General features: G+C 36.5%; 23 protein-coding genes. 6 read left to right on the top strand and 17 right to left on the bottom strand.

What is annotated here, in order from left to right; all coding sequences use genetic code 11:
- Nucleotides 1–31 precede the first annotated feature (31 nt).
- The gene (locus tag GZ212_RS10120) at nt 32–616 is read right to left on the bottom strand and encodes a hypothetical protein (protein ID WP_166959617.1); all 585 of its coding nucleotides are present in this window, start codon (nt 614–616) and stop codon (nt 32–34) included.
- Nucleotides 600–1,151 carry an RNA polymerase sigma factor gene (locus GZ212_RS10115; protein WP_053972461.1) on the bottom strand — a complete coding sequence of 184 codons (552 nt, stop codon included), beginning with the start codon at nt 1,149–1,151 and terminating at the stop codon, nt 600–602. The genes GZ212_RS10120 and GZ212_RS10115 overlap by 17 nt, the downstream gene beginning before the upstream one ends.
- Before the next feature lie 172 nt (nt 1,152–1,323).
- On the opposite strand from GZ212_RS10115, the gene GZ212_RS10110 reads away from it, so the two are divergent.
- Complete coding sequence (locus GZ212_RS10110) at nt 1,324–1,890, top strand: DUF2911 domain-containing protein (protein ID WP_053972580.1); 567 nt, start codon at nt 1,324–1,326, stop codon at nt 1,888–1,890.
- A 4-nt stretch (nt 1,891–1,894) separates the two neighbouring features.
- On the opposite strand, the gene GZ212_RS10105 is transcribed toward GZ212_RS10110, so the two are convergent.
- The gene (locus GZ212_RS10105) at nt 1,895–2,836 is read right to left on the bottom strand and encodes an NAD(P)-dependent oxidoreductase (protein WP_166959614.1); all 942 of its coding nucleotides are present in this window, start codon (nt 2,834–2,836) and stop codon (nt 1,895–1,897) included.
- Between the two features lie 90 nt (nt 2,837–2,926).
- On the opposite strand from GZ212_RS10105, the gene GZ212_RS10100 reads away from it, so the two are divergent.
- Genes GZ212_RS10100 through GZ212_RS10090 form a run of 3 tightly spaced genes read left to right on the top strand, consistent with a single transcriptional unit; the run spans nt 2,927 to nt 5,881 of the window.
- Nucleotides 2,927–3,640 (top strand): glycosyltransferase, encoded by a 714-nt coding sequence (locus tag GZ212_RS10100; RefSeq protein ID WP_166959611.1) that lies wholly within the window; start codon nt 2,927–2,929, stop codon nt 3,638–3,640.
- On the top strand, nt 3,640–4,266 hold the full coding sequence (locus GZ212_RS10095) for a lipid-A-disaccharide synthase N-terminal domain-containing protein (protein WP_053972458.1): 627 nt from the start codon (nt 3,640–3,642) through the stop codon (nt 4,264–4,266). The genes GZ212_RS10100 and GZ212_RS10095 overlap by 1 nt, the downstream gene beginning before the upstream one ends.
- Nucleotides 4,259–5,881, top strand: a complete 1,623-nt coding sequence (locus GZ212_RS10090) for a glycosyltransferase family 39 protein (RefSeq protein WP_166959608.1) — start codon at nt 4,259–4,261, stop codon at nt 5,879–5,881. The genes GZ212_RS10095 and GZ212_RS10090 overlap by 8 nt, the downstream gene beginning before the upstream one ends.
- On the opposite strand, the gene GZ212_RS10085 is transcribed toward GZ212_RS10090, so the two are convergent.
- The 3 genes from GZ212_RS10085 to GZ212_RS10075 are packed head-to-tail and all read right to left on the bottom strand — an operon-like array spanning nt 5,878 to nt 8,049.
- On the bottom strand, nt 5,878–6,447 hold the full coding sequence (locus GZ212_RS10085) for a phosphatase PAP2 family protein (protein WP_166959605.1): 570 nt from the start codon (nt 6,445–6,447) through the stop codon (nt 5,878–5,880). The two genes, GZ212_RS10090 and GZ212_RS10085, sit on opposite strands and share 4 nt — an antisense overlap.
- A gap of 2 nt (nt 6,448–6,449) precedes the next feature.
- A complete protein-coding gene (locus GZ212_RS10080) occupies nt 6,450–6,677 on the bottom strand; it encodes a hypothetical protein (RefSeq protein ID WP_053972455.1) in 228 nt (75 codons plus the stop codon).
- Nucleotides 6,664–8,049 carry an MATE family efflux transporter gene (locus GZ212_RS10075; protein ID WP_166959602.1) on the bottom strand — a complete coding sequence of 462 codons (1,386 nt, stop codon included), beginning with the start codon at nt 8,047–8,049 and terminating at the stop codon, nt 6,664–6,666. Before GZ212_RS10075 ends, GZ212_RS10080 begins: the two co-directional genes overlap by 14 nt.
- A gap of 111 nt (nt 8,050–8,160) precedes the next feature.
- On the opposite strand from GZ212_RS10075, the gene GZ212_RS10070 reads away from it, so the two are divergent.
- Nucleotides 8,161–9,000 carry a DMT family transporter gene (locus GZ212_RS10070; protein ID WP_206080427.1) on the top strand — a complete coding sequence of 280 codons (840 nt, stop codon included), beginning with the start codon at nt 8,161–8,163 and terminating at the stop codon, nt 8,998–9,000.
- Here GZ212_RS10070 and GZ212_RS10065 read toward each other — a convergent pair.
- The 3 genes from GZ212_RS10065 to mnmA are packed head-to-tail and all read right to left on the bottom strand — an operon-like array spanning nt 8,987 to nt 12,748.
- Nucleotides 8,987–9,931 carry a nitronate monooxygenase family protein gene (locus GZ212_RS10065; RefSeq protein WP_166959599.1) on the bottom strand — a complete coding sequence of 315 codons (945 nt, stop codon included), beginning with the start codon at nt 9,929–9,931 and terminating at the stop codon, nt 8,987–8,989. The genes GZ212_RS10070 and GZ212_RS10065 overlap by 14 nt on opposite strands.
- Nucleotides 9,931–11,538: a S8 family serine peptidase gene (locus GZ212_RS10060; RefSeq protein WP_166959596.1), complete on the bottom strand. Its 1,608-nt coding sequence runs from the start codon at nt 11,536–11,538 to the stop codon at nt 9,931–9,933. The genes GZ212_RS10065 and GZ212_RS10060 overlap by 1 nt, the downstream gene beginning before the upstream one ends.
- 16 nt (nt 11,539–11,554) lie before the next feature.
- Nucleotides 11,555–12,748: a tRNA 2-thiouridine(34) synthase MnmA gene (gene mnmA, locus GZ212_RS10055; RefSeq protein ID WP_166959593.1), complete on the bottom strand. Its 1,194-nt coding sequence runs from the start codon at nt 12,746–12,748 to the stop codon at nt 11,555–11,557.
- A gap of 161 nt (nt 12,749–12,909) precedes the next feature.
- On the opposite strand from mnmA, the gene GZ212_RS10050 reads away from it, so the two are divergent.
- Nucleotides 12,910–14,334, top strand: a complete 1,425-nt coding sequence (locus GZ212_RS10050; protein WP_166959590.1) for a fasciclin domain-containing protein — start codon at nt 12,910–12,912, stop codon at nt 14,332–14,334.
- A 232-nt stretch (nt 14,335–14,566) separates the two neighbouring features.
- Here GZ212_RS10050 and GZ212_RS10045 read toward each other — a convergent pair whose 3' ends face one another.
- The 8 genes from GZ212_RS10045 to GZ212_RS10010 all read right to left on the bottom strand — a co-directional run bounded on the left by GZ212_RS10045 (nt 14,567) and on the right by GZ212_RS10010 (nt 24,860).
- Nucleotides 14,567–15,274 carry a toxin-antitoxin system YwqK family antitoxin gene (locus tag GZ212_RS10045; RefSeq protein ID WP_166959587.1) on the bottom strand — a complete coding sequence of 236 codons (708 nt, stop codon included), beginning with the start codon at nt 15,272–15,274 and terminating at the stop codon, nt 14,567–14,569.
- Nucleotides 15,275–15,346: 72 nt separating this feature from the next.
- Nucleotides 15,347–17,242, bottom strand: a complete 1,896-nt coding sequence (gene yidC / locus GZ212_RS10040) for a membrane protein insertase YidC (protein WP_166959584.1) — start codon at nt 17,240–17,242, stop codon at nt 15,347–15,349.
- Between the two features lie 74 nt (nt 17,243–17,316).
- Nucleotides 17,317–18,960, bottom strand: a complete 1,644-nt coding sequence (locus GZ212_RS10035) for a CTP synthase (protein ID WP_166959581.1) — start codon at nt 18,958–18,960, stop codon at nt 17,317–17,319.
- Nucleotides 18,961–19,091: 131 nt separating this feature from the next.
- Nucleotides 19,092–19,325: a DUF3820 family protein gene (locus tag GZ212_RS10030; RefSeq protein ID WP_053972448.1), complete on the bottom strand. Its 234-nt coding sequence runs from the start codon at nt 19,323–19,325 to the stop codon at nt 19,092–19,094.
- Nucleotides 19,322–19,864: a DUF922 domain-containing protein gene (locus tag GZ212_RS10025; protein WP_166959578.1), complete on the bottom strand. Its 543-nt coding sequence runs from the start codon at nt 19,862–19,864 to the stop codon at nt 19,322–19,324. The genes GZ212_RS10030 and GZ212_RS10025 overlap by 4 nt, the downstream gene beginning before the upstream one ends.
- A 45-nt stretch (nt 19,865–19,909) precedes the next feature.
- The gene (locus GZ212_RS10020) at nt 19,910–21,838 is read right to left on the bottom strand and encodes a LysM peptidoglycan-binding domain-containing protein (protein WP_166959575.1); all 1,929 of its coding nucleotides are present in this window, start codon (nt 21,836–21,838) and stop codon (nt 19,910–19,912) included.
- A 71-nt stretch (nt 21,839–21,909) separates the two neighbouring features.
- Nucleotides 21,910–23,442, bottom strand: coding sequence for a glutamine-hydrolyzing GMP synthase (gene guaA / locus GZ212_RS10015; protein WP_166959572.1), 1,533 nt, complete (start codon nt 23,440–23,442; stop codon nt 21,910–21,912).
- Between the two features lie 47 nt (nt 23,443–23,489).
- On the bottom strand, nt 23,490–24,860 hold the full coding sequence (locus GZ212_RS10010; RefSeq protein ID WP_053972444.1) for an aminotransferase class V-fold PLP-dependent enzyme: 1,371 nt from the start codon (nt 24,858–24,860) through the stop codon (nt 23,490–23,492).
- Nucleotides 24,861–24,862 lie beyond the last annotated feature (2 nt).

Raw genomic sequence — 24,862 nt, 5'->3', positions numbered from 1 at the left:
TGCATAGGTTCAATAGTGTTTTCATGATATATTAACTCGTTTTTTGATTGTATTGATTTTCGTTTAATAATTTTAATTGTTCTCTAAGGCGGTGCAACAAATTCAAACGTAACTTTAAATTATTGATAAGTGCTGTCACGGTAAACTCGTTTGGTCCTTTTTCAGTCAGTTCAACCGAAAGTTTTTGATATTCACTATTCAACTCTTCCAATCTTTTAACATAGCCGTCAAACAATTCTTTGTTTTCAGGAGTAACCTTCACTTTTGACAATTCAAAATTGATGCTCGCCAAATAATAGTCCTCCACTTGCTTTAATTCTGGAGACACATCTCCCAAAGATTTTGTTTCCTCTTCATTAGTTTTTGACGGTGTATCCACAACTTGTGGATTGGTATCCAATGGTTCATTATCCATCCACTTAAATCCAGAATACACCAACCCAACAAGCACCACGATACTTGCTGCCACATACATCCAAGATCGATTTTTAACCGGTTTTTCCTTTGGAAATTCCTGATCCAAACGATCCATGAATCGGTTTCTATGACCTTCTGGCATTTGCACCTCCTCTTTGCCTTGGTTTTCTTCAAAGAGTTTTCTAATATCTTGAGCCATGTCTTAAGGGATTTAAAAGTTCTTGTAATTTTGCACGTCCGCGAGATAACTGGGTTCGGGAAGCGACTTCCGTGATGTCCAAAATCTCTGAAATTTCTTGATGATCATATCCTTCCAAAATGTAAAGTGAAACGACATACCGGTACTTGTCTGGCAATTGGTCTATTGCCTTCTGAACATTCTCTTTGGTAATCTCATCTTCTACCAACCATTTGTCTTCATAGGTTGTATCGACCACTTTTAAATGGTTTTGCTGTAACTCAATAAGCTGTTGCTTTCTAGATTTCAGCACATCAATACATCTGTTGATGACAATACGTTTTAACCAAGCCCCAAAAGTCACCTCGGCATTGAATTGATGCAGTTTTCTGAAAGCCTTTATAAAAGCTTCTTGAACCACATCTTCAGCTTCTGCTTCATTTTTCATAAATCGATAAGCCACAATGTACATCCCATGACAATATTGGTCATATAACTGCATTTGAGCTAAACGATTATTCTCCTTGCATTGTTCAATAATGCTATCTAGAAGCATAAAATCACTTTTGGTTTATGATTAGTTCACTTGAAAGACGATAGAAAAAAACGGATGTTGCAAAAAATTAAAAGTTTTTTTAAGTTACGTAAAATCTGTTAAAGATTATTGAATGCCAATACAACTTGGTCGTGTAATTAAGTATCTTTATCAATCAAAAAATTTTTCTAAAATGAATAGATTTTTAAAGTGGGTCTTGTATTTCTTGGTTTTTGTAGCCGTTGGAACCTTTATATATGCCTATTTTGTGGATGATAGCTTGTTTCAAAAACGTCTAAGTCCTAAGGACACTGTTTCTTTGGTGAAAAACGATTTGAAAATGGAAGTGTTTTACAACAGACCTTCCAAAAGAGGTCGTGAAATTTTTGGGGGCTTAGTACCGTACGAAAAGGTATGGCGTACAGGGGCGAATGAAGCAACCACTTTTAAAACAAACAAAGCTTTAAAAATCAAAAATGATTCCCTTCCCGCAGGAAAATATACCCTTTGGACCATCCCTAATGATTCAACTTGGCATGTCATGTTTAACTCTAAAGATTATCCTTGGGGTGTTGATATGGAAATGAATCCAATGAGAGAACCTCAATTTGATGTAGTAAATGTGGAAGTTCCTGTTGAAATGATTAATACCACTGTTGAGGAATTTACTATTGGTTTTGATAATTCTTTAGATGATTTATCGCTAACCATGGTTTGGGATGACATCAAGGTGGCAGTCCCTATTGAAACCTACAACTAATTCCTTAAGAAAAATATTTTTTATACCAGGCAACCTGCTGTTCAACAGCTTCTAAAAGTGTTGTTTGCGGATTGTAATCTAACAATTTTCTTGCTTTATCAATATTAGCTTTAGTTCGTAATTGGTCTCCTGGACGCTTTGGAATAACATTAATTTCAATTTGCTTACCAAGCACCTTTTCTACGGCTTCAATACCTTCTTGTGTAGTATGTTCAACCTCAGTACCTAGATTAATAACCTCACCATCTACTTGAGATTCTTTACCAATAACGCTAACCACGCCATCAACAATGTCACCGACATAGGTAAAGCTTCTTAAATGCTTATCACTACCTTCAAAAAGAGGGAAAGCCTCGTCATTTAAACCGTTGGCAATTAATTTAGTATACATCTTCTCAGGACGCTCCCTTGGACCAATCACTGAATACAATCTCAAGGAACATGCTTTCATTTGTTTTTCCCTGGACTTCTGAAGCACTAATTGTTCGGCAGCCAATTTAGTGACACCATAATGGGAAGCTGGCTTAGGAGCACGCTCTTCCGGATAGGTTGCCTCCAAACCATAAATGGAAGAAGTTCCAATATTTACAAACATTTTCAAATTGGGCAATTGCAACGCATAATCAATCAGATTTTTTGTTGCAATAATATTGTTTGAAAAATAATCTTCGAAGGTAGATGTTGACGAAATTCCTGGTTGAGCTGCATAATGAAATATATATTCCACATCCGTAGGTAACTTCTCAATTAAATTAGCTTCTCTTAAATCTAATTGTAATACTGAAATTCCTAAATCATTAAGAGCTTTTTCATTCAGTTTTTTTAATTCCTCGCTATAATAAGGAGAGAAATTATCAACCCCAATAACTTGATGCCCCAATTTTTGAAGCCTTTCCGAAGTATGTGAGCCTATAAACCCAACAGCCCCTGTAACAAGAATTTTCATAATGATTGATTGTCTAACAAAGAAACATTTTTTTTTCTAAAGAATATAATTATTCAAAAAAGAATACTTTTGTAACGTAACTAATATTTCATGACATACGAGTTCACCATTATTGTTCCTGTTTATAATGAAGAAGCCAATTTGAACCGAGTTGAAAAGGAACTTTCTGATTATTCAAAAATAGCCTCAAAACCCACAAAAATACTTTTTGTTAACGATGGATCTAAAGACCGAAGTCAAGATATTATTGAGGATATTTGTTCAAGACAACCTAATTTTCATTACATTTCTTTTGCTGAAAACAGAGGCCTAAGTGCTGCAATTAAGGCTGGATTTGATCATGTAGACACGCCTCTATTGGGATATATTGATTCGGATTTACAGACAGCTCCAGAGGATTTCAACCTATTGTTGGAACATATCGGGTCTTATGACCTGGTGACAGGTGTTCGCTCTGATAGAAAAGATTCCTTTGTAAAAAATATGTCCTCCAAAATTGCCAACGGCATTAGAAGATCTTTCACTCATGATGGCATGGACGACACCGGATGTCCGCTTAAAGTGATTAAAACAGAATATGCTAAACGCATCCCAATGTTTCGAGGGTTACACCGCTTTCTACCGGCGATGATTTTGTTGCAACATGGGACAATCAAGCAAATTCCGGTGCGACATTTCCCAAGGATAGCGGGTACAGCTAATTTTGGACTTTGGAACAGATTATTGGGTCCTTTAATGGATTGTTTTGCCTATTTATGGATGAAGAAAAAATACATTAATTATACGGTAGCCAAAAAAGGATAATGGAAAATCATTGGTTGGTATATAGCGTTGGATTTTTGGCTCAAATATTATTTTCCTCCCGATTGATCATCCAATGGATCACTTCTGAAAAGCAAAAACGAGTCATAACACCTAGTTTGTTTTGGGTGCTGAGTTTGATCGCTTCTTTTCTGTTATTTGTTTATGGGTATCTCAGAAATGATTTTGCCATTATGTTGGGCCAAGCCCTCACCTATTACATCTACATAAGAAATTTACAATTACAGGGGCATTGGAATAAATTACCTAGACTAGGGAGATGGATTTTATGGATTTTCCCAGGATTGATTGTTATTTATTATTATAACAATAACATCATTGATATTGAACGGTTATTTCAAAATGAAAGCATCCCATTATGGTTGTTAACACTTGGTATAATTTCGCAAACTGTTTTCACTTTTCGATTTATTTATCAATGGCTATATTCCGAAAAAAATAAGGAATCTTCCCTGCCTTTAGGATTTTGGATTTTGAGCATCACAGGATCTTTGTTAATTTTAAGTTATGCCATCTTTAGAAAAGACCCTGTTTTATTTGTTGGGCATTTGTTGGGAGCCATTATTTACACCAGAAATTTGATTATTCTTCATAAACAACATGACTGATTTTCTTAAAAAACATCCCGTTTTAACCATTTGTCTTTTCACGGCAGTGATGCTTCTACCCAACCTACATGTCATGGATGTGACAATCATGGAGGCTAGAAATTTTATTTCCGCCAGAGAAATGATTCAGGATGGCCATTGGCTATTAACGACCATGAACGGTGAAGCTAGATATCAAAAACCTCCAATGCCCACATGGATAACAGCGGTTTCAGGTTCCCTATTCGGAATCAGCAGTGTTTACGCTTTACGACTCCCTACTGTATTTTTTGTCATGCTCATTGGTATATTTATTTATAAATTATCTCTTTTACTCGTAAAAAATAAATCACATAGTTTAAGGAACGGCCTTATAGGGGTTACTTCCTTTTACGTTATTGGAATCACCATGGAGGCACCTTGGGACATTTACACCCATGGTTTTATGATAGCTGGGATATATTTTTTAATTAAAATTTTCAGCTTCAATGATTTAAAAATAAAATGGATTGCTTTAGCCACCCTATTCCTAGGACTATCATTTTTATGCAAAGGTCCTGTTTCCTATTACGCTTTAATGTTGCCATTTCTAATCGCCTATGGATTTACCTATAAATATCAATGGTCTGGTAAATTAGTTTTTACCTTCATTGGAATTTTAATCCTCTCTTTAGTCATTGGAGGTTGGTGGTTTATTTATGTAAGACAAGCAGACCCAGCTACTTTTGAATCGATTGCTACTAAAGAAACCTCCAATTGGGGAAGTTATAACGTGAGACCCTTTTACTATTATTGGAGCTTTTTTGTACAAAGTGGACTATGGACCATTCCAGCCTTTATTAGTCTTTTATACCCTTATTTAAAATCACGCGTCTCTCATTTAAAAGCCTATCAATTTAGTTTACTTTGGACATTATTTGCCGTTGTATTACTTTCCATAATTCCAGAAAAAAAATCCAGATATTTAATGCCTGTTTTAATTCCATTGGCCATCAACATTGGGTTTTACATTCAGTATCTAATCACGCATTTTAAGGAACTTAATAACAAAAAAGAAACAGTTCCCGTTTATTTCAATTTTGGACTTATTGGGTTAATCGGACTCGCATTTCCCATTTTAGGATATATCCTTTTAAAGGGACATTTTCATTCCTATTGGATTTCTTACCTTTTGGCATCCTTAGTTCTTTTTGGACTGGGGCTCATGATTTATGTCTTTCTGATTAAGAAAAATATGAAAATGGTTTTTTATTTGACGGTTACGTTTTTTGCCGGTATTCTGGTTACGGCATTACCTTTAAGTAAAGCAACCACTACGGAAAATTTTAAGCCCATTTGGAATCTAAAAAATCAATTAGAAGCGCAAAACCTCAAACTTTATGGCAACAATGTCTCACCCGAAGTTTTTTGGCATTACGGCACAACAATCCCATTTGCCGATTTGAATAACATGCCTAATGAAGAGGAATTTGGATTTATCACAGGAACCTTGAGTGCGTCTTCAATGAAAAAGTTACTAGAACAATATACTATTGAAGAAAAAATGGTTTTTGATATGAACCGTGTGGAAGTTTCTTCAAGTCGTCACAATGACCGTTTGCAAAATGAATATTACTTGCTAAAAAGAAAACCTTAAAGTTGGTATTTCTTTCTAACAAACTCATTGAGCTTATAAAACATCCATCCGGCAAGTCCTCCAAAAATAAGTCCGCTAACCACATCCAACGGGTAATGAACTCCTATGTAAACTCTACTGTAGGCCATAAGTATTGCCCATAAAATCATAAGAGGCATAAGATATTTAAACCTGCCTTTAAGGAGTAGGCCACTAAAAATAGCCACTCCCATGGCATTAGACGCATGCCCCGAAAAATATCCATAAGCACCACCGCAATACGGTTTCACCAATCTCATTAAGTCTATAAGCCCTTCTTCATGACAAGGTCTAGGTCGCATAACATTATGCTTAAAAAAATTGGACACTTGGTCTGTAAAAGTGACTAAAGCAGCAATAATAACCAAAGTCACCAAAAACATTTTCCAATGCTCTTTTTTGAATATGAAAAACACCAAAAGCGCATACAGCGGAATCCAATAGAATTTGGTGGTGTAAGCCATCCAAAATCCATCCCATCGCTCGGTACCAATTCCGTTTAAAAATAAAAATAGCTGTTTATCTAATTCAATGATTTGATCTAACATATCTATTCTTCATAACGTTCTACTTCCCTATCATAAAAATCCATGGCCTGCTGAATTAAGTTTTCAGCCTCCATTTCTAGCTCCTCCTGATCATGTTGATCAAAATCCTCCAACCATTCAACATCATCATTTTCAAGATTAATAATGAATCTTGGAAAATCTGTATGAATCACAAAAATAGCATCAGGAAAATCGGTGTTATCACCAAGTAAAAATTTAGGAAGTTCCATGTTTTGTTTCGATTAATTTATTAGTTAAAAAGTGAAATCTAATATACAATAAAATTGCCGCCGATGTCAATCCGGCCAATAATCCAATCCAAATCCCTACACTTCCCAATCGGTCTTCTTTTCCCAAAAGTATCGACACAGGAAAACCGATAACCCAATAGGCCACAAAAGTGATAATGGTTGGAATTTTAACATCCTGCAAGCCTCTAAGCGCACCCAAAACAATTACTTGTATGCTATCACTTATTTGAAAAACAGCTGCTACCAATAATAAGGTTGCTCCTATTTTTACCACTTCCAAATTGTCTTGCAGATTATTTAAATCACCAAGGTCTACATACAGTCTTGGCAGGAATTGGTGCATGACCGTAAAAAATAGCCCAAAGAGAATGGCAAACAAGGTTCCCATAATAAAAATAGAAAATGCAATTCTTTTGAGTTCGATATAATTACCTAATCCTTTCTGGTTTCCAACGCGAATCATGGCAGCCACACTCAAACCTGTAGCCACCATAAAGGTCATGGATGATAAATTTAAGGCTATTTGGTTGGCAGCCTGTGGGTTCTTGCCCAATAAACCACTTAACCAGATAGCTGCTGTAAAAATCGCCACCTCAAAAAACATCTGCATGGAACTGGGAGCGCCCAAATGAATTATTTTTTTCAACATCAAACGATCCAATTGAAAAAACTTGATTTGGGTGACATAATTAACTGATTTACTGTTTTTAGTTAATAACCACCAAAGCAATACAACCAATACAAACCGTGAAATAAGGGTGCCATAGGCAGCACCTACAATTCCCATCGCTGGAAAACCAAATTTTCCAAAAATAAGAATGTAATTAAAAAATACATTGACCACATTGGCGAGCAACGTGGCATACATGGGATACTTCGTTAATGAAAGTCCATCACTGAATTGTTTAAAGGCTTGAAAGACCACCAGTGGAATTAAGGAAAAAGCCACCAAATCCAAATAAGGAATTGCATAAGCCACAACCTCTTCTGGCTGGTTCATTAAATACATAATGGGTTTGGCAAAAAATACCATTAAAAACAGACTAATACCCAAAACGGTACACAAAAACAAGCCATGTTTAAATGAGGATTTTCCCTGCGCAAAATTTTTAGCTGTATCCGCCTCGGCAACCAATGGGGTAATAGCAGTAGAGAAACCTATACCCAAAGACATGGCAATAAACATAAAACTATTACCCAAAGAAACGGCAGCTAATTCTGCGGTTCCTAATTGCCCTACCATGATGTTGTCTATAAAGCTCACAAAAGTGTGACCTAGCATACCCAACATTACAGGAGCCGCCAATTTCCAGTTGTATTTAAATTCTTTGGTGTAGTTTTCTAAAACCATTGTGCAAAAGTAAGAGATAGTATTTGTTTTCCCTCTCTTTCCTCGTTATTAATTAGAATTTCCCAATTACTACATTTTTTAATTATGTACCTTCGCTTGAAACTCCAAAAAATGCCAAAAAAAGCCATCCTATTCATGATTATAAGTGCCTTGGCATTTACACTTATGAATATCACGGCTAAAAAAATGGCCCATTATTCTCCATTTCAAATGGTATTTTTTAGATCATTAGGAACCTTAGTATTCACTTCGTCCTACCTCGTCTATAATAAAATCAATTACTTCGGAACCCATAAAAAATTATTGTTTTTTAGGTCTATCGCGGGTATGACGTCCATGTTATTGTTCTTTACATCCTTATCCTACCTTCCCGTAGGAACAGCAGTTACCCTAAGGTATCTTTCCCCTATTTTTGCCGCTATTTTTTCAGTTTTTCTGATAAAGGAAAAAATTGTTCCCATTCGCTGGCTATTTTTCATTCTTGCCTTTGTGGGAGTACTCATTTTAAAGCTTACCGATCTTCAATTTAACATAATTGGTTTGGTAGTCATTATAGGATCAGCAGTTTGTGGTGGCTTAGTTTATAATTCCATTAAGTTAATTGGTGACAAGGAACATCCTTATACCATTGTCAATCATTTCATGCTGCTTTGTGCCCTTGTTGGCGGTGTGGCTTCCATATTCCACTGGAAGCCTATACAGAGTGAAGATTATATACCATTGTTGAGCTTAGGCCTCTATGGATATGTTGGACAATTAAACATGACCAAAGCATTTCAATTGGGAGAAATAAATAAGGTGGCCCCAATAAAGTACACCGAAGCCATTTTTACCTTGCTCATTGGAATTTCATTTTTTGGAGACAGTTACTCCCTTTGGAGTCTAATGGGCATGGGGTTAATCATAACCGCTTTACTATTGAACCTGCTTTTTAAACCTAAAGGTTCTTAACTTCATTTTTGGCACGTTCAAATTCAGAAATCATATCATCTACAATTTCTGATACAGGTTTGATATCGTGAATCAATCCTGCAATCTGTCCGATTTCGAGTTCGCCATCTTCTAAATCGCCTTCAAACATACCTCTTTTTGATCTAGCTCTTCCCAAAAGTTCCTTGAGCTGTTCTACAGTTGGTGCTTGTTTATAAAGTTCTTGAACGTCGTTAAAGAATTTATTTTTGATCAACCTGACAGGAGCTAATTCCTTCAAAGTTAACATGGTATCCCCTTCCTTGGTGTTTACGACCACTTCTTTGAAAGCTGGATGCGCCGAACTTTCTTCACTCGCCACAAATCTGCTTCCTACCTGTACACCATCTGCTCCCAATACCATAGCTGCCAACATAGCTTTACCGGTGGCAATACCACCAGCGGCAATCAAAGGAATTTCCAACTGCTCTTTTACCATAGGAATCAAGGTTAAAGTAGTGGTTTCATCACGACCATTATGTCCACCAGCTTCAAAACCTTCAGCAACGATAGCATTCACCCCAGCTTCTTGAGCCTTGAGGGCAAACTTCACACTACTTACCACATGAACCACCGTAATTCCCTTTTCTTGAAGCCATGAGGTCCAGGTCCTAGGGTTACCAGCTGATGTAAAAACGATTTTCACACCTTCCTCCACGATAATGTTCATGATTTCTTCTATGTTGGGGTATAGCATAGGCACATTCACCCCAAAAGGTTTATCCGTTGCTTGTTTGCATTTTTGAATGTGTTCTCTTAAAACATCGGGATACATACTCCCCGCCCCAATTAAACCTAAGATACCAGAATTGCTTGCAGCAGATGCTAACCTCCAACCGCTATTCCAGATCATTCCAGCCTGTATAATGGGGTATTGAATTCCAAAAAGTTGTGTGATTCTATTTTGAGACATTAATCTTTAACGAGTTTGATGGTTTTATGATAATTTCCAGACTCTAACTGTAATAGATAAATACCACGATCCAAATGCTTCACATTAATGCTATTATTGGTGTTGGTAAGTTTTTGTTGTATCACCATTTTACCCAAGACATTATAAAGTTTTATTGTTGCCGAAGCCCACTCATCGGGTAAGTAAATATTCAAATTAGCCTTTACTGGATTGGGATATACCTTAACTTCCGGAAGGTTTATAGTATTATTTTCAGTGGATAAGGCTAAATTTAAGGCTAGTGATAAATCAGGAATACCATAACCCAATAAATAATCTGGGGAGTCAAATTGTGAGGCCGATTCCCTAACTAATTGCATAATCTCACCATTATCTAAATCTGGTAAGGCTTGCCATAAACAAGCGATTCCCCCCGCTAAAATAGGAGAACTAAATGAGGTACCGCTAGCAGTTACAATTTGATCATTAGAATTTATTACAGTAGAGCTTTGACCCTGAGCAGCTACATCGGGTTTGATGACCGGTTGAAAATCACTTCCTTGACTACTAAAGAGCGCATAAACACCACTGGAATTAACAGCTCCAATTGAAAACACAAATTCAGAATCTGCGGGTGCATTAACTCCATTTTCACCAGCGTTACCCGCCGAATTCACAATAAGAAGTCCTTTTTCATACCCTATGTTGGCTCCTTGTGTAATAAAAGCTGTCTCGCCATCCATCTCTTCAGAGCTATAATTATAGGCTGCATTATCATAATAATCTTTGTACCCCAAAGAGGAATTTACTAAATCAACTCCTAAACTGTCGGCACGCTCTAAAGCTTCTACCCACAAACTTTCTTCTACTGGGTTTTCATTTGGGGCATTTTCAGTTCGAAATAAATAATACTCAGCATCAGGCGCTGTACCTACAAATTGATCTTCAACATAACCTGCCATATCGCTTAGAACCAAAGTACCATGTGAACTGGAGGTATTGGCATAAACATCTTCATTTCTATCATAAAAATCATACCCTCCTAAAATGCCATTATTGGTTCTTAACCTATCAAAACCATCCATGGTATCGACATTGGGAAAGCCTGCATCTATAACGGCGATAACCATTCCCGCTCCCGTGAAATCCATTTCATGAAGCACATCTCCATTAAACATTTCAATTTGATTTCCTGAATTGCCATAAACAAAATCAACCATCACTTCCTCAGTTTCAAATTTGTTAGATATTTCACCTGGGCGTGCATTCAAACTACCATCGGCATAAACGATTTCATCTACAATTTCTAAACTCAGAAGCTCTGATATGGCCTCAAACTCTCCTCTTACATGAACACAGTTCATCCATTTGGATTTGGCTAAAACCGTAATACCGTCTTGATTTTTGATTTCGGATATGTAAGATTCAGTGACTGGAACATCACGGGTATCAATAAGCACGCCATGAGCAGCCTTTCTATCGATGGCTCTTTGAGTTAAAATGCTAATAGGATTTGCTAAAGACTCAGTAACATTTTCTTTATCCACAAAATAAACCCAAGCATCTTGTTGGGCAAAATTAGATATACTGAAAATACAAAAAATGAATAGTGTAATTTTTCTCATCATAAGCGTTTAATTCAATTTAGGATATCACTCCAGATCCAATCAACTCATCACCAAGATACCATGCAGCAAACTGTCCCTCTGTTATAGAAGATTGTGGCTCAACGAACTCTATATATAATCCTGAATCCACTTGATATAATTTGGCTTCCTGAAGTTTTTGTCGATATCTTATCCTAGCCATAACTTCCATAGTACCATCAATAGGTAGCTTTAAATCTTCCCGTACCCAATGCACTTCATCATTTTTAATAAAAAGTGCTCTTTTAAACAGGCCAGGATGCGATTTCCCTTGCCCAGTAAAAATGATATTCTCTTTGACATCGGTATCTATAACGAAAAGTGGTTCAGTTGTACCACCAACGGCTAATCCTTTTCTTTGGCCTTTAGTAAAAAAGTGAGCCCCTTGATGTTTGCCAACAACCTTGCCATCGGTTAAAGCAAAATGATGCTTTCTAGATAAATAAGCCAACTTTTCTTCTTCTGAATTGAAATCTACAGACTCCTGAAGAAACTTCTCATCATTCTCCGGAATTTCAACAATAACGCCTTCTTTTGGTTTTAACTGTTGTTGGAGAAAATCGGGCAATCTAACCTTTCCTATGAAACATAACCCTTGAGAGTCCTTTTTATCTGCTGTAATGAGATCTAAACGTGATGCTATTTCCCTAACCTCTGGTTTTGTTAATTCTCCTATAGGGAATAAAGAACGTGATAGTTGCTCTTGACTCAATTGACAAAGAAAATAGGATTGATCTTTATTAGAGTCTACTCCTGCCAATAGTTGATAGATTTCTTTTCCATCTTGTACCAAAGTTCCTTTTCTACAATAGTGACCAGTTGCAACGTAGTCTGCTCCAAGTTCTAAGGCAATCTTCAAGAACACATCAAACTTAATTTCTCTATTACAAAGAACGTCCGGATTTGGCGTTCTTCCTTGTTCATACTCATTGAACATATAATCAACAATCCGTTCCTTATACTGTTCACTTAAATCCACAGTTTGAAATGGGATCCCCAATTTATCAGCCACCAACATGGCATCATTACTATCATCTAACCATGGGCATTCATTTGAAATAGTTACAGATTCATCATGCCAATTCTTCATAAATAAGCCGATAACCTCGTAACCCTGCTCTTTTAACAAGTATGCCGCTACACTGGAGTCAACACCTCCAGACAATCCAACTATGACTCTTTTTCCTTCCATATTTAAGTGCAAAGATACATTTTTTAAACATCAAATTTGGACTCCTCTAGAAATCCAAAATTTAAAATTGTTTAAGTTTTTTTATAATTTATTAAACATTTAACATCTTTTTGTTTAATCTTTTCTTAAGTTTGTTTAACAACAATTTAAAATCACTGATTATGAAAACATTAAAACTATTAGCAATCTTATTTATTGCTCCTTTTCTCGTAACTAATTGTAGTGACGATGATGACATGACTCCAATTAACACTCCTACTCCTACGGCAACCACTATTGTTGATTTAGCTATAGATACACCTGAACTAAGTTCTCTTGTGGCAGCTTTGCAACAAGCTGATGGTGATTTGACCACCGTATTGAGTGGTGATGGACCCTTTACTGTCCTTGCACCAACTAATGCAGCCTTTGCAACCTTTTTAAGTGCAAACGGTTTTGCTTCCTTAGACGAGGTTCCTACTGATATCCTTTCAAAAATATTATTGAATCACGTTATTTCTGGAAATGTTATGTCCACCGATTTAGTAGCCTTGGGCGAAGGATATACCTCCACAAGTACCAATGGTGCAGGAGGAATGCCCATGAGTCTTTATTTTAATACAAGCAATGGTGTTATGTTCAATGGTATATCTTCAGTAGAACAAGCGGATATAGAAGCTTCAAACGGCACCATTCATATTGTGGATGCTGTGATAGGCTTACCAAATTTAGTTGACCATGCCTTGGCCAATCCTAACTTCACCAATTTGGTAGGAGCCCTATCAGCTGCAGATGGAGATCTTGTGGATGTCGTTGGCAACAATGGTCCGTTTACCATACTCGCTCCAGGTAATAATGCCTTCGGAACATTTTTAACTAATAACGGTTTTGCTTCATTAGATGAAGTACCTACGGACATTTTGGCACAAGTGTTACTAAACCATGTCTTATCCGGAAGTATATCATCTTCCAATTTAGTAGAAGCAGGGGCAGGTTACACGACCACAAGTGCTACCGCAGCACCAGATGGAAATGCCTTAAGCCTTTACTTTAATACAAGCGATGGTGTTAGTTTTAACGGTGTTTCTAACGTTGCTACACCTGATATTGTGGCGACCAATGGTATTATCCATGCTGTTGATGGCGTTATAGGATTACCAACTGTTGTTGATTTTGCTTTGGCAGATCCAAACTTTACCACTTTAGTAAGCGCTTTAACTCGCGATGATTTGACTTTTGATTATGTAGGAGCTTTATCTACACCTAATGGAACTGCACCCGCACCTTTCACAGTATTCGCCCCTACAAATGATGCATTCGCTTCTTTATTAGACGAACTGGGAATCTCAGGCTTAAATGATATTTCTGAACCAGTTTTAAAAGCAACTTTAGATCACCATGCCGTAGCTCAAGCCAATGTATTATCCTCAGATTTAATGGATGGAATGACTATATCTACCTTAGGTGGAAATATCACCGCACAATTAGAAGGTGGTGCTGCCTTGGTGGATGCCAACGGAAGAATTTGCCATATAATAGCTGTGGATGTTCAAGCTTCTAATGGTGTAATACATGTTCTAGATAAGGTTGTTTTACCACCTTTATAAAAAATAACAGAATAAAAAACGCTGTTAATTAGATCGTTATAATATTTTCGATTAAAAGCCTGATTAAAAATTTGGGTGTGATGTAACAATTACATATCTTCGGAATCGTTATTTTTAGGTAACTTCCCACAAATAGATTGATTAATAGCTTATTCAAAAATGTGATAATTGATACCTAAAAAAGAAAAGCTCCTTTTTCAAGGAGCTTTTTCTTTTAATAAATTTAATATACCTACTTTTTCTTATATGGATTTTTACTAACTCTAGTGAAGTCTTTTTCCTCCTTCAATTCACCATTTTCATAATATTTCCATATACCATCCTTTCTATCATTTTTATATCTTCCTTCTTGTACTAACTTCCCAGAGCCATCATAAAATTTTGCCTCTCCATGCAATAATCCATCTTTGTAATGGTAGATCTTAGTCACCACCCCTTGGTCTGAATACCATGTAGCCTTCCCGTCTACGTTTCCATTTTTAAACATGCGCTTTTCAGCAATGTTTCCGTTAGTGAAATAAACAATGCTTTCTCCTTCTAATACACCCTGTTCATTATAATTCTCTCGGTTCATGACGGCATTTTTATCCTTATGATAATAAATCCATTCACCAGTATGTAGCTTTCCTTTCATTTTGCCCTCACTTATCTTTTTACCTTTCGATGAGTAAAAAGTCACCTTAGCCTTACCATCTGGCAAAAATTCACGAGTAGCAGCCAACACAGCCTTTCCGTTGATATTTTTATAATATTTAAAGGTTCCTACTTCTTTGCCATGGTTAAATTCACCTTCATACCTTAGCACATCAGAGTCTTCAAACTTTTTCTTCCAAACACCATGTCGTTGCCCTTTATCATCCATTTGGTTTATATCTTGGGCATTCAACACAGAAGTTCCCGTGAAGAAACATATTAATACCACAACAATTATTGATTTCATTCCTGTCATATTGTTCTCTTTTATATCTTTAAATAACAAAAAAGCTGCCAATTTATTTGACAGCTCCTTTAATTATTTTTTGCGATTCTGATTTCGTTGCTGTTGTTCCGCCTGTTCCATCATTTCTTTCATCTTCCTCTGGAACTTGCTTTCCTTTTTAGGCTGAGCCTTTTTAACTTGAATTTGTGCATGAATTTTATCTTCATCCAAAATGTAGTTTTTGATGACTATCATAATTCCAATACTAATCAAATTCGATATGAAGTAATACAAACTCAATCCCGAAGCATAGTTGTTAAAGAACACCAACATTAATAAAGGAGAGAAATAAATCATCACCTTCATCATTTTCTGCATATCAGGCATCCCTTCTTGCTGTGGTTGTGACATGGCAGTCTGTTGGCCTGTTGTCATTTTCATGTAGAAGAAAATTGCAATAGCCGCCAAAATAGGGAACAAACTTACGTGCTCTCCGTAAAAAGGAATTTTAACAGGCAATTGAGCTACCACATCATAAGAAGATAAATCTTCTGCCCATAAGAAACTTTTCTGTCTCAAATCAAATGCAGATGGGAAAAACTGAAACAGTGCATAAAAAACCGGTAGCTGTATCAGAGCTGGCAAACATCCACTTAGCGGACTAGCACCAACCTGAGTTTGTAAAGCCATAGTTTCTTGTTGGATTTTCATCTTATTATCCTTGTGCTTTTCTCTAATTTGATCTAATTCTGGTTTGATCACCTTTAATTTAGCTTGAGACAAGAACTGTTTGTACTGAACGAAAGACATCAAAAGTTTGATCAAAATGGTCATGACAATGATAGCTCCCCCATAAGGCAAAATAGTAATCAAGAAGTTAAATAGAGGGATAAATAAGTATCTATTGATCCAACCAAAAATTCCCCAACCTAGTGGAATGGAATCTTCTAGGTCATAATCATAATTCTTTAGAACCTTGTGATCTGTAGGTCCAAAGTACAATTTCAAATTTTCATTCAATTCTCCGGCGTTTAAAGCCATAGGTATTTTAGAATCGAATGTTTTGGTAAATAGAGTATCAACATCCTCATCTTCCACCATATTTTCTGAAGTCAATTTTACAGACTTAAATGGTGTTTCAGAAATTAAAATAGAACTAAAGAAGTGCTGTCTGTAAGATAACCAAGTTAAATCTTCTACACTTTCATCATCAGATCCTGTAGGTGATAATTTGCTAATTTTACCATCATCATGTTGATAGGTTAATCTCGTATATCGATTTTCATAACTGATACTCTTATCATTCCTGAAACCTTTAAGACTCCAATCCAAATTTACTTCTTGGGAGCCATTGATTACTTGGCTAAGACCTTGCGATTGGATTGAAAAATCCATCATATAGTCATTGGGCTTCAAAACATAACGGTACTCCAAATACTTAGTTGCAGAAACCTTCAATTTCATTGAAACCACTGTATTCTCTCCATTTTTGGTTACAGATGGCTCAAAATATAAATCCTTAGTGTTTAAAATTCTGCTATCAGTCGTTCCAAAATTAACATTAAAGGAACTATTATTTTCTTTGATCAAGTAGATAGGAATGGAATCATAATCTACAAAAGGCTTTAATCGGACTTCCTTTAAAAACCCACCCTTATTGCTAAATTTCAAATCCAATAACTCGGTTTCTACCTGCGTAAATTCATCCTTAGCTGATGGTAAAGTAGCTGAGTATGCAAATGCTCCCAGTTTATTTTGTAATTCCAAAAACTTTAGTGAATCTTGTGCACTAGCGGCCGAGAAATCTTCTGAAGTTGCAACTTTAGGCTCTTGTTCCTGTTGCTTTTTTTGTTGTTCTACCTGTTCTTGCTTTTGTTTAGCCTCCAACTCCTCTTGGGTTGGTGTTTGCATGTAGAACATGTACAATAAAATTCCGAAAATAAGTACAAACCCTATTATCGAATTAATGTCTAATTTCTTTTCTTCCATTTAAGTATAATTAGTCCTATTCTCCTTGAAGAGAATTAATAACAGCATTGTGCAACTCAAAAAGTTGTCCAATTTTATTTTTGTGCCATACTGACACTTTTATTTTTCTTATGCTTGAATGCAGCTTTAACGAAAGCTACAAATAAAGGGTGTGGGTTGGCCACCGTACTTTTATATTCTGGGTGGTACTGAACACCTACAAACCATGGGTGTTCTGGTACCTCAACGATCTCAACCAATCCAGTATCTGGATTCAATCCCGTAGCAATCATACCGGCTTCTTCGATACGTTGCTTGTAATCGTTATTAAATTCATAACGGTGTCTGTGACGCTCTTGAATCAGGTCTTTCTTATAAATTTGTTTAGCTAAAGACCCATCTTTAATTTCGCAATCCCAAGCTCCTAACCTCATGGTACCTCCCTTATCGGTGATATGCTTTTGTTCTTCCATGATATCTATAACCGGGTCAGGGGTATCTGCTCTCATTTCGGTAGAACTGGCCTCAGATAATCCCAAAACATTTCTAGAATATTCAATAACTGCCATTTGCATTCCTAAACAAATTCCGAAGAAAGGAATATTGTTTTCACGAACATATCTTACGGCATCAATTTTACCTTCAATACCTCGTTCTCCAAATCCAGGAGCTACCAACACACCATTCAAATGAGAAAGTTTGATTTTTACATTATCCTCATTTAAATATTCTGAGTGAATAGGCTCCACTTTAACCTTTACTTCATTGGCAGCACCTGCATGTATAAAGGCCTCTAATATAGATTTATAAGAATCTTGAAGTTCTACATATTTACCAATAAGACCAATGGTAATTTCGGTAATTGGATTTTTATGTCTTTGAAGAAATTTATTCCATTGTGTTAAGTCTGGATCAGAAGCTTCCAATCCAAGTTTCTTTAAAACTACCTTATCCAAACCTTGCTTCAACATTAAGTTTGGTACATCATAAATGGTAGACGCATCGATAGATTGAATTACAGCTTCTTCCCTTACATTACAGAATAAAGCCAATTTGGTGCGAAGCTCGATTGGTAAATCATGTTCGGTTCTACAAACCAAAACATCTGCCTGAACCCCACTTTCCATAAGGGTTTTCACACTATGTTGGGTAGGTTTAGTTTTTAATTCTCCTGCAGCAGATAAAAATGGTACTAAAGTTAAGTGAATCACAATACCATTGTTTTCTCCCAAATCCCATTTTAACTGACGAACTGCTTCAATGTATGGCAAAGATTCAATATCCCCTACAGTTCCTCCAATCTCTGTGATAACGATATCCCACTCTCCAGATTTACCCAGTAATTGAATGCGTTCCTTGATTTCATCTGTAATATGAGGAATGACCTGAACAGTTTTCCCTAAGAATTCACCTCTTCGTTCTTTCTCAATAACACTTTGGTAGATTCTACCTGTAGTCACATTGTTAGCCTGACTGGTAGGTACATTTAAAAAACGCTCATAATGACCTAAATCCAAATCAGTTTCGGCTCCATCATCGGTTACATAACACTCCCCATGCTCATAAGGATTCAAGGTACCTGGATCAACATTAATATAGGGATCCAACTTTTGAATGGTTGTTCTATATCCTTGGGCTTGAAGTAATTTGGCTAGAGAGGCAGCTATGATTCCTTTTCCTAACGAGGAAGTCACACCACCGGTTACAAAGATGTACTTGGTATTCGTATTTGTTGTCATGTTGCGCTTTTAAACGCAGGCAAATTTACAAAATTAAAACCGTTAATAAAGGAATGTAGCAGCAGAAAAATAAGATTTATTAACACTGGTCATTTTGAAACCATCCAATTAAATATCAATTGCTTAGAAACTTACTTGGGATAATTCTCACGAATGTTTCTCACCAAAATTTCCAAGCCGTTTACTTTAAGTTCGTAAACCGTTTGAAGCATCTCCCCTAACTGACCTTTTGGGAATCCTTTATTATGATACCAGACCACATAGTACTCGGGTAAATCTATTAGGTATCTATCCTTATATTTACCAAAGGGCATTTTTGTATGAGCCAACTTAATTAAAAACTCTTTGCTTGGTCCTAAATTCATTTATACGATTCCAATTGTTTTAATTGGGTTGAAATATACGCTTGCCATTTTAATTGATTGGCTAAATCTCGAGAAAAATTGGTTTCACGATCATAGTTTTCTTGCATTTTTGCCCAATCCCTATTAATCTGTAGGTGCAATCTATCTATGTCTTGAACTAGTTGCCGAGAAATTTTAACAGCACCCAATTCCATTCTAAAACGGCGGGCATGTAATTCCGTAATATCGAAATGCAACTGTTCATGATTCAAAATAACCGAGGTAGTATCAGCTAGTTTTACCCAAGATTTCTCAGGATAAAAAAAGGCATTCACCTTGGGTTCAAATCCTATTATGTTATCATCTGATGTTTTTAGAGCGTATTCAAACACAATACCTGATGCGGTAAGTGCCACTGCCTTGGTATTGTTATTGGGTTTCCCCTTAAAATCGTCCCATTGCAACTTTTGAGCTCCACTCCATTTTATGGAAGGCTCTGAACTTTTATCTGATATGAAAAAGGGAGACAAGCAAAGCAATATCCAAAAAACTAGTTTCATAGGTAAACCATTTACTAGTTAAAAACGAATAATCAACAAACTTTATTACTTGACTACAACAATCTTAAGATTATCATATTTGACTAAATAAGACGTATCGTTATAGTACCCCCCAAACAATTTTTTCTTGTATGCGAATTTATTTTCCACATACTCTGTCATAGGAGCATCTATAACCGACTGATATAGATCTGGCGAAGTCACCAATCTTAAAACAACATCCATAGTTAAATCAAAACCTCTTGTCGCCACCTTGTTAGGTGTAATATCAAAACGCTTTTCATAAGCCTTAACAAATGGATTTTGATCATCTTCACTATATGATTTGGCTATAGATGGAAAATGGAATTGCAAATTAGACAAATGGTAATTTGAAACCTCATCATCTCTAAAAGCATCATTCATATTAGTGGTTGCAAGAATAATGGATTTATCTTCCAAATTAGTCATGGAATTCAATTTACTGGTCACGTTTGAAATGAATCCTGGATTATCCGACTCAAGGAAAACCAAATTGACACCCTCCTTTAATCTACTCAATATATCATCATCCAAAACATAGAAAGCATCCTTCCCTTCCTTGTCCTTTCTTGAGAATACCTGTGATGCATACATAAACTGACGTTTCAACTCATCTGCTGCCTTTATATGTTTTTGGTCTGAAATTATAATGGTATTCTGAATGAGACTATCTGCTTTAAAATAGTCTAATACGGTATTGTATAACAAATCTTCAGATGGTCTTGATTGAAATACATTATCAAACAACTGAACATTTTTTGTTACCGGCGAAATAACCGGAACGTTAAATGCTTTTAATTCAGATGCTACCCTTTCAATATTAGAAGGCATCAATGGACCAATGACAGCATCAACATTTTCAAAAGAATGATCTCTAAAAATCTCATTGATGGTGCTAATTTGATTTTTGGTATCATAGGTGTCCACTTTTAAATTAACACCTAATTTTTGAAGCGAATCAAACGCTACGACAACCCCCGAATAAAAGTCTAACGACATATTTAAAAAAGGATCAGTATGCATCTGCTCTTTGGTATCCTGAATAGAATCCATTTCAAGTTTATTCAACTTAAATGGCAGCATCACAGCAATATGCTTAAACTCTCTTGATAATGGTTTTTCATCCAAACTAACCTCAGGTATATCAATAGCAACACCATTTGCTTCCAACGTTGGATCGTAAGGCACCTTTAAAATCATACCTTCTTTCAATCCATCTATTTTCAAATCTGGATTTAATGCTTCCAATTGACTTTGATCCAATTCCAATTTAATTTTTAACCTATAAAAACCTTCTTTTGGATTTACCTTATAATAAGAGTATTGATTGTCTATTGGTTTTTCAATTTCTGCAGAGATATTTGGCACATTAATCACTTGCCCCACATCCAAGGTATCTGCTATACCAGGATTAAGTTCATCTAACTCTTGAACAGAAATACCATATTTATATGCGATTCGCCATTTACCTTCTTTAGGAAGAACGGTGTATTTTTTTGTTTTTGAATTATCTACCACCTCAACAACTTCCTCCACCGTTTTATAGACTGGGATTTTTATTTTATCACCCTTTTTTAGGTTACTGGCATATAAATCTGGATTGTGTTTTTTAATTTCTGAAACCTCAACCTGATATTCCTTAGAAAGACTAAACAAAGTCTCTTTTTTCTTGACCCGGTGCTCTTTAAAACCAACCAATTCCTTGGTTATTTTTGGTTCTGCTTTAATCTCTGCTCCTGATTTTGGGACAATAAGAACGGTGTTTGGCTTCAACTCTTTTTTAGCATCTGGATTCAGTGCATAAAGCGTTGAAGTTGAAACATTGTAGGTCTTTGCAATACTTTGAATAGTCTCTCCTTGCTTGACCTTATGGGTTCCGTAGTTTTGAGCCTGTACAGACGTCAAAACCCCCAATCCAAGCATGAAAATAGTTACTAAAAATATTTTTTTCATGAATGAGGTTTTACACTTCTTGATAAAGTTAATGGAATATCCGGTAATTCAAAATTTAATGAATATACGTTCTATTCCCACTCTATGGTTGCCGGTGGTTTAGAACTAATATCATATACTACTCTATTCACACCTTTAACTTTATTAATGATTTCATTTGAAGTCTTTTGCAAAAACTCATAGGGTAAGTTAACCCAATCGGCTGTCATTCCATCTGTACTTTCTACAGCTCTTAAGGCCACACACTTCTCATAAGTTCTTTCATCTCCCATCACACCCACACTATTTACAGGAAGTAACATGGCTCCAGCTTGCCACACAGAATCATAAAGACCCCATGATTTCAAGTTACTAATAAAAATGGCATCTACCTCTTGAAGGATTCTCACTTTCTCGGCAGTGATATCCCCCAATATTCTGATTCCAAGTCCTGGACCTGGAAATGGATGTCTTCCCAATAAATTTGGACTCATTCCCATAGAAGCACCAACGCGTCTTACTTCATCTTTAAACAACAGTTTAAGAGGTTCTACAACCTTCAATTTCATGAAATCTGGCAATCCCCCAACATTGTGGTGACTTTTTATGGTAGCACTTGGACCTCCAGTGGCCGAAACACTCTCGATCACATCTGGATAAATAGTTCCTTGAGCCAACCATTTTACATCACTTATAGCATGAGCTTCATCATCAAAAACTTCAATGAACACGCGACCAATAATTTTTCTTTTTCCTTCTGGGTCACTTTCACCTTTAAGAGCATCCAAAAAACGTGCCGAAGCATCAACTCCCTTTACATTTAACCCCATTCCTTTGTATTGTTCCAAAACATCTTGGAACTCATTCTTCCTTAGCAACCCGTTATTAACGAAGATACAGTATAGGTTTTCACCTATTGCCTTATTCAATAACATAGCAGCCACAGAAGAATCTACACCTCCAGACAAACCAAGGACCACTTTATCGTCTCCTAATTTCTCCTTCAGCTCTTCTACGGTCTCTTCAACAAAGGATTGTGGTGTCCAGTCTTGATTCACACCAGCTATTTGAACTAAAAAGTTTTCTAAGATTCTTTTACCATCCATGGAGTGATATACCTCTGGATGGAATTGAATAGCATACGTTGTTTCCCCTTCAATTTTATATGCAGCATTTTCCACATCGTGAGTACTGGCAAGAAGAACGCCATTAGTTGGCAAATGTTTAATAGTATCACTATGGCTCATCCATACCTGACTTCCTTCTGATACACCTTCAAAAAATGCATCTTCTTTAATGAATGACAAGTTTGCTCTACCATACTCCCGTGTATTTGAAGGAGCTACTTCTCCACCAGAAAAGTGTGCTAGATATTGTGCTCCATAACAAACTCCTAATAAAGGTTTTTTTGCTCTAATGTTTGAAAGATCTGGGTGTGGAGCTTCTTCTGACCTTACTGATGAAGGACTTCCTGAAAGGATTACAGCTTTATAACCATCAATATCTTCTGGAACTTTATTGAACGGGTGGATTTCACAATAAATGTTGAGTTCTCTAACTCTTCGGGCAATCAACTGCGTGTATTGGGACCCGAAATCTAAAATAAGTACCTTGTTGTGTTGCATGCGCAAAATTAAAATTTATAGCTGAAATAGCCAGCTACTTTTTAAAATTATATCATAGACTCCAATATCAACTGGATATCTTGTTCGGTTGTATCAGGATTAATAAAACAAAAACGGGAAACAGTTTCAAATCCACTTTTTGATTTCCACTTAGTTGGTGTCACCAATGCAAACCCAGATTTATGGTTTTTATAGGTCCATTCCCTATAATCTTGAGGCTCCCAGTCTTTTCTTCTGAATAATACACAGGATAAGCTAGGTTCCCTAACCAGCTCCACATGATCCATTTCTTCAATCATTTTCCCAGCTATTTGAGCTAGCTCCAATCCACGTTCAATAGCTTCTTTGTAAGTATTTGTTCCATGCATTGCCAAAGAAAACCACAAAGGCAATCCTCTCACACGGCGTGTTAACTGAATTTGATATTCTGTAGGGTTAAAACCTATAGCACCTTCATCATTAAATATTTCCAAATAGGATCCTTCTTGATGATGCGCTAATTTAGCCAGTTCTGGTTGCTTGTAAATGACAGCTCCACAATCATAAGGAGAAAACATCCATTTATGAGGGTCAATAGTAATACTATCAGATTTCTCAATTCCTTTAAACAAATGTCTTACGGAATCAGCCGCCAGTGCTCCACCTCCGTAGGCAGCATCAACATGAAACCATAAATTTTCACGCTCACAGACATCTGCGATTTCATCAAGTTCATCAATAATTCCTGCATTGGTTGTTCCGCCCGTTGCTACTACGGCAAACAACCTTCTCCTTTCAGCCTCCGAAAGTGAATCAATCATTTCAGTTAATTCCTTACCTGAAAGCTTTTCTTCAGAATCAACCAACATGATATCAACATCTGCAACCTTGGCCATAGCTTTAATAGATGAATGCGCTCCTATAGAGGTAATGATCAATCCTTTTTCGCCTTTAAATTCTTCCTTCTGCCTCCAACTTTCTCTTGCTGTTACTATTGCCGATAAATTAGCAGCTGTACCACCACTGGTAAAAACTCCAAAGGCACCTTCAGGCAAACCTGTTAAAGAAACTATCCACCTCATGGCTTCATTTTCACAATAAATACCACCAGCTCCTTCCATCCAATAGGCTCCATGAATACAAGAGGCCGAAGTCACCAAATCAAACATAACCGCTGCTCTCGAGGGCGATGCTGGAACGAAGGCCAAATGCCTAGGATGATCGACAGGTACATTGGCTTTAGATAAATGTTCTTTCCATAGATTAAAGGCATTTTCTCCCCCAATCCCTTTTTCGGTAATGGTTTCACCCACTAAAGATTTTAGTTCTTTTTCTGATTTGGGATGACCTATGGGTTGGTCGGCGACGGTAATTCTATCAATAGCGTATTTCATGACGTCTAAGGTCATGGCTACCAAATTAAAATCTATTTTGTGCATGC

The sequence above is a fragment of the Mangrovimonas sp. CR14 genome (assembly GCF_011764015.1).
Classification (GTDB): domain Bacteria; phylum Bacteroidota; class Bacteroidia; order Flavobacteriales; family Flavobacteriaceae; genus Mangrovimonas; species Mangrovimonas futianensis.
The sequence above is the reverse complement of the archived record's forward strand: the minus strand, read 5'-3'. Positions and strand labels throughout refer to the sequence as shown.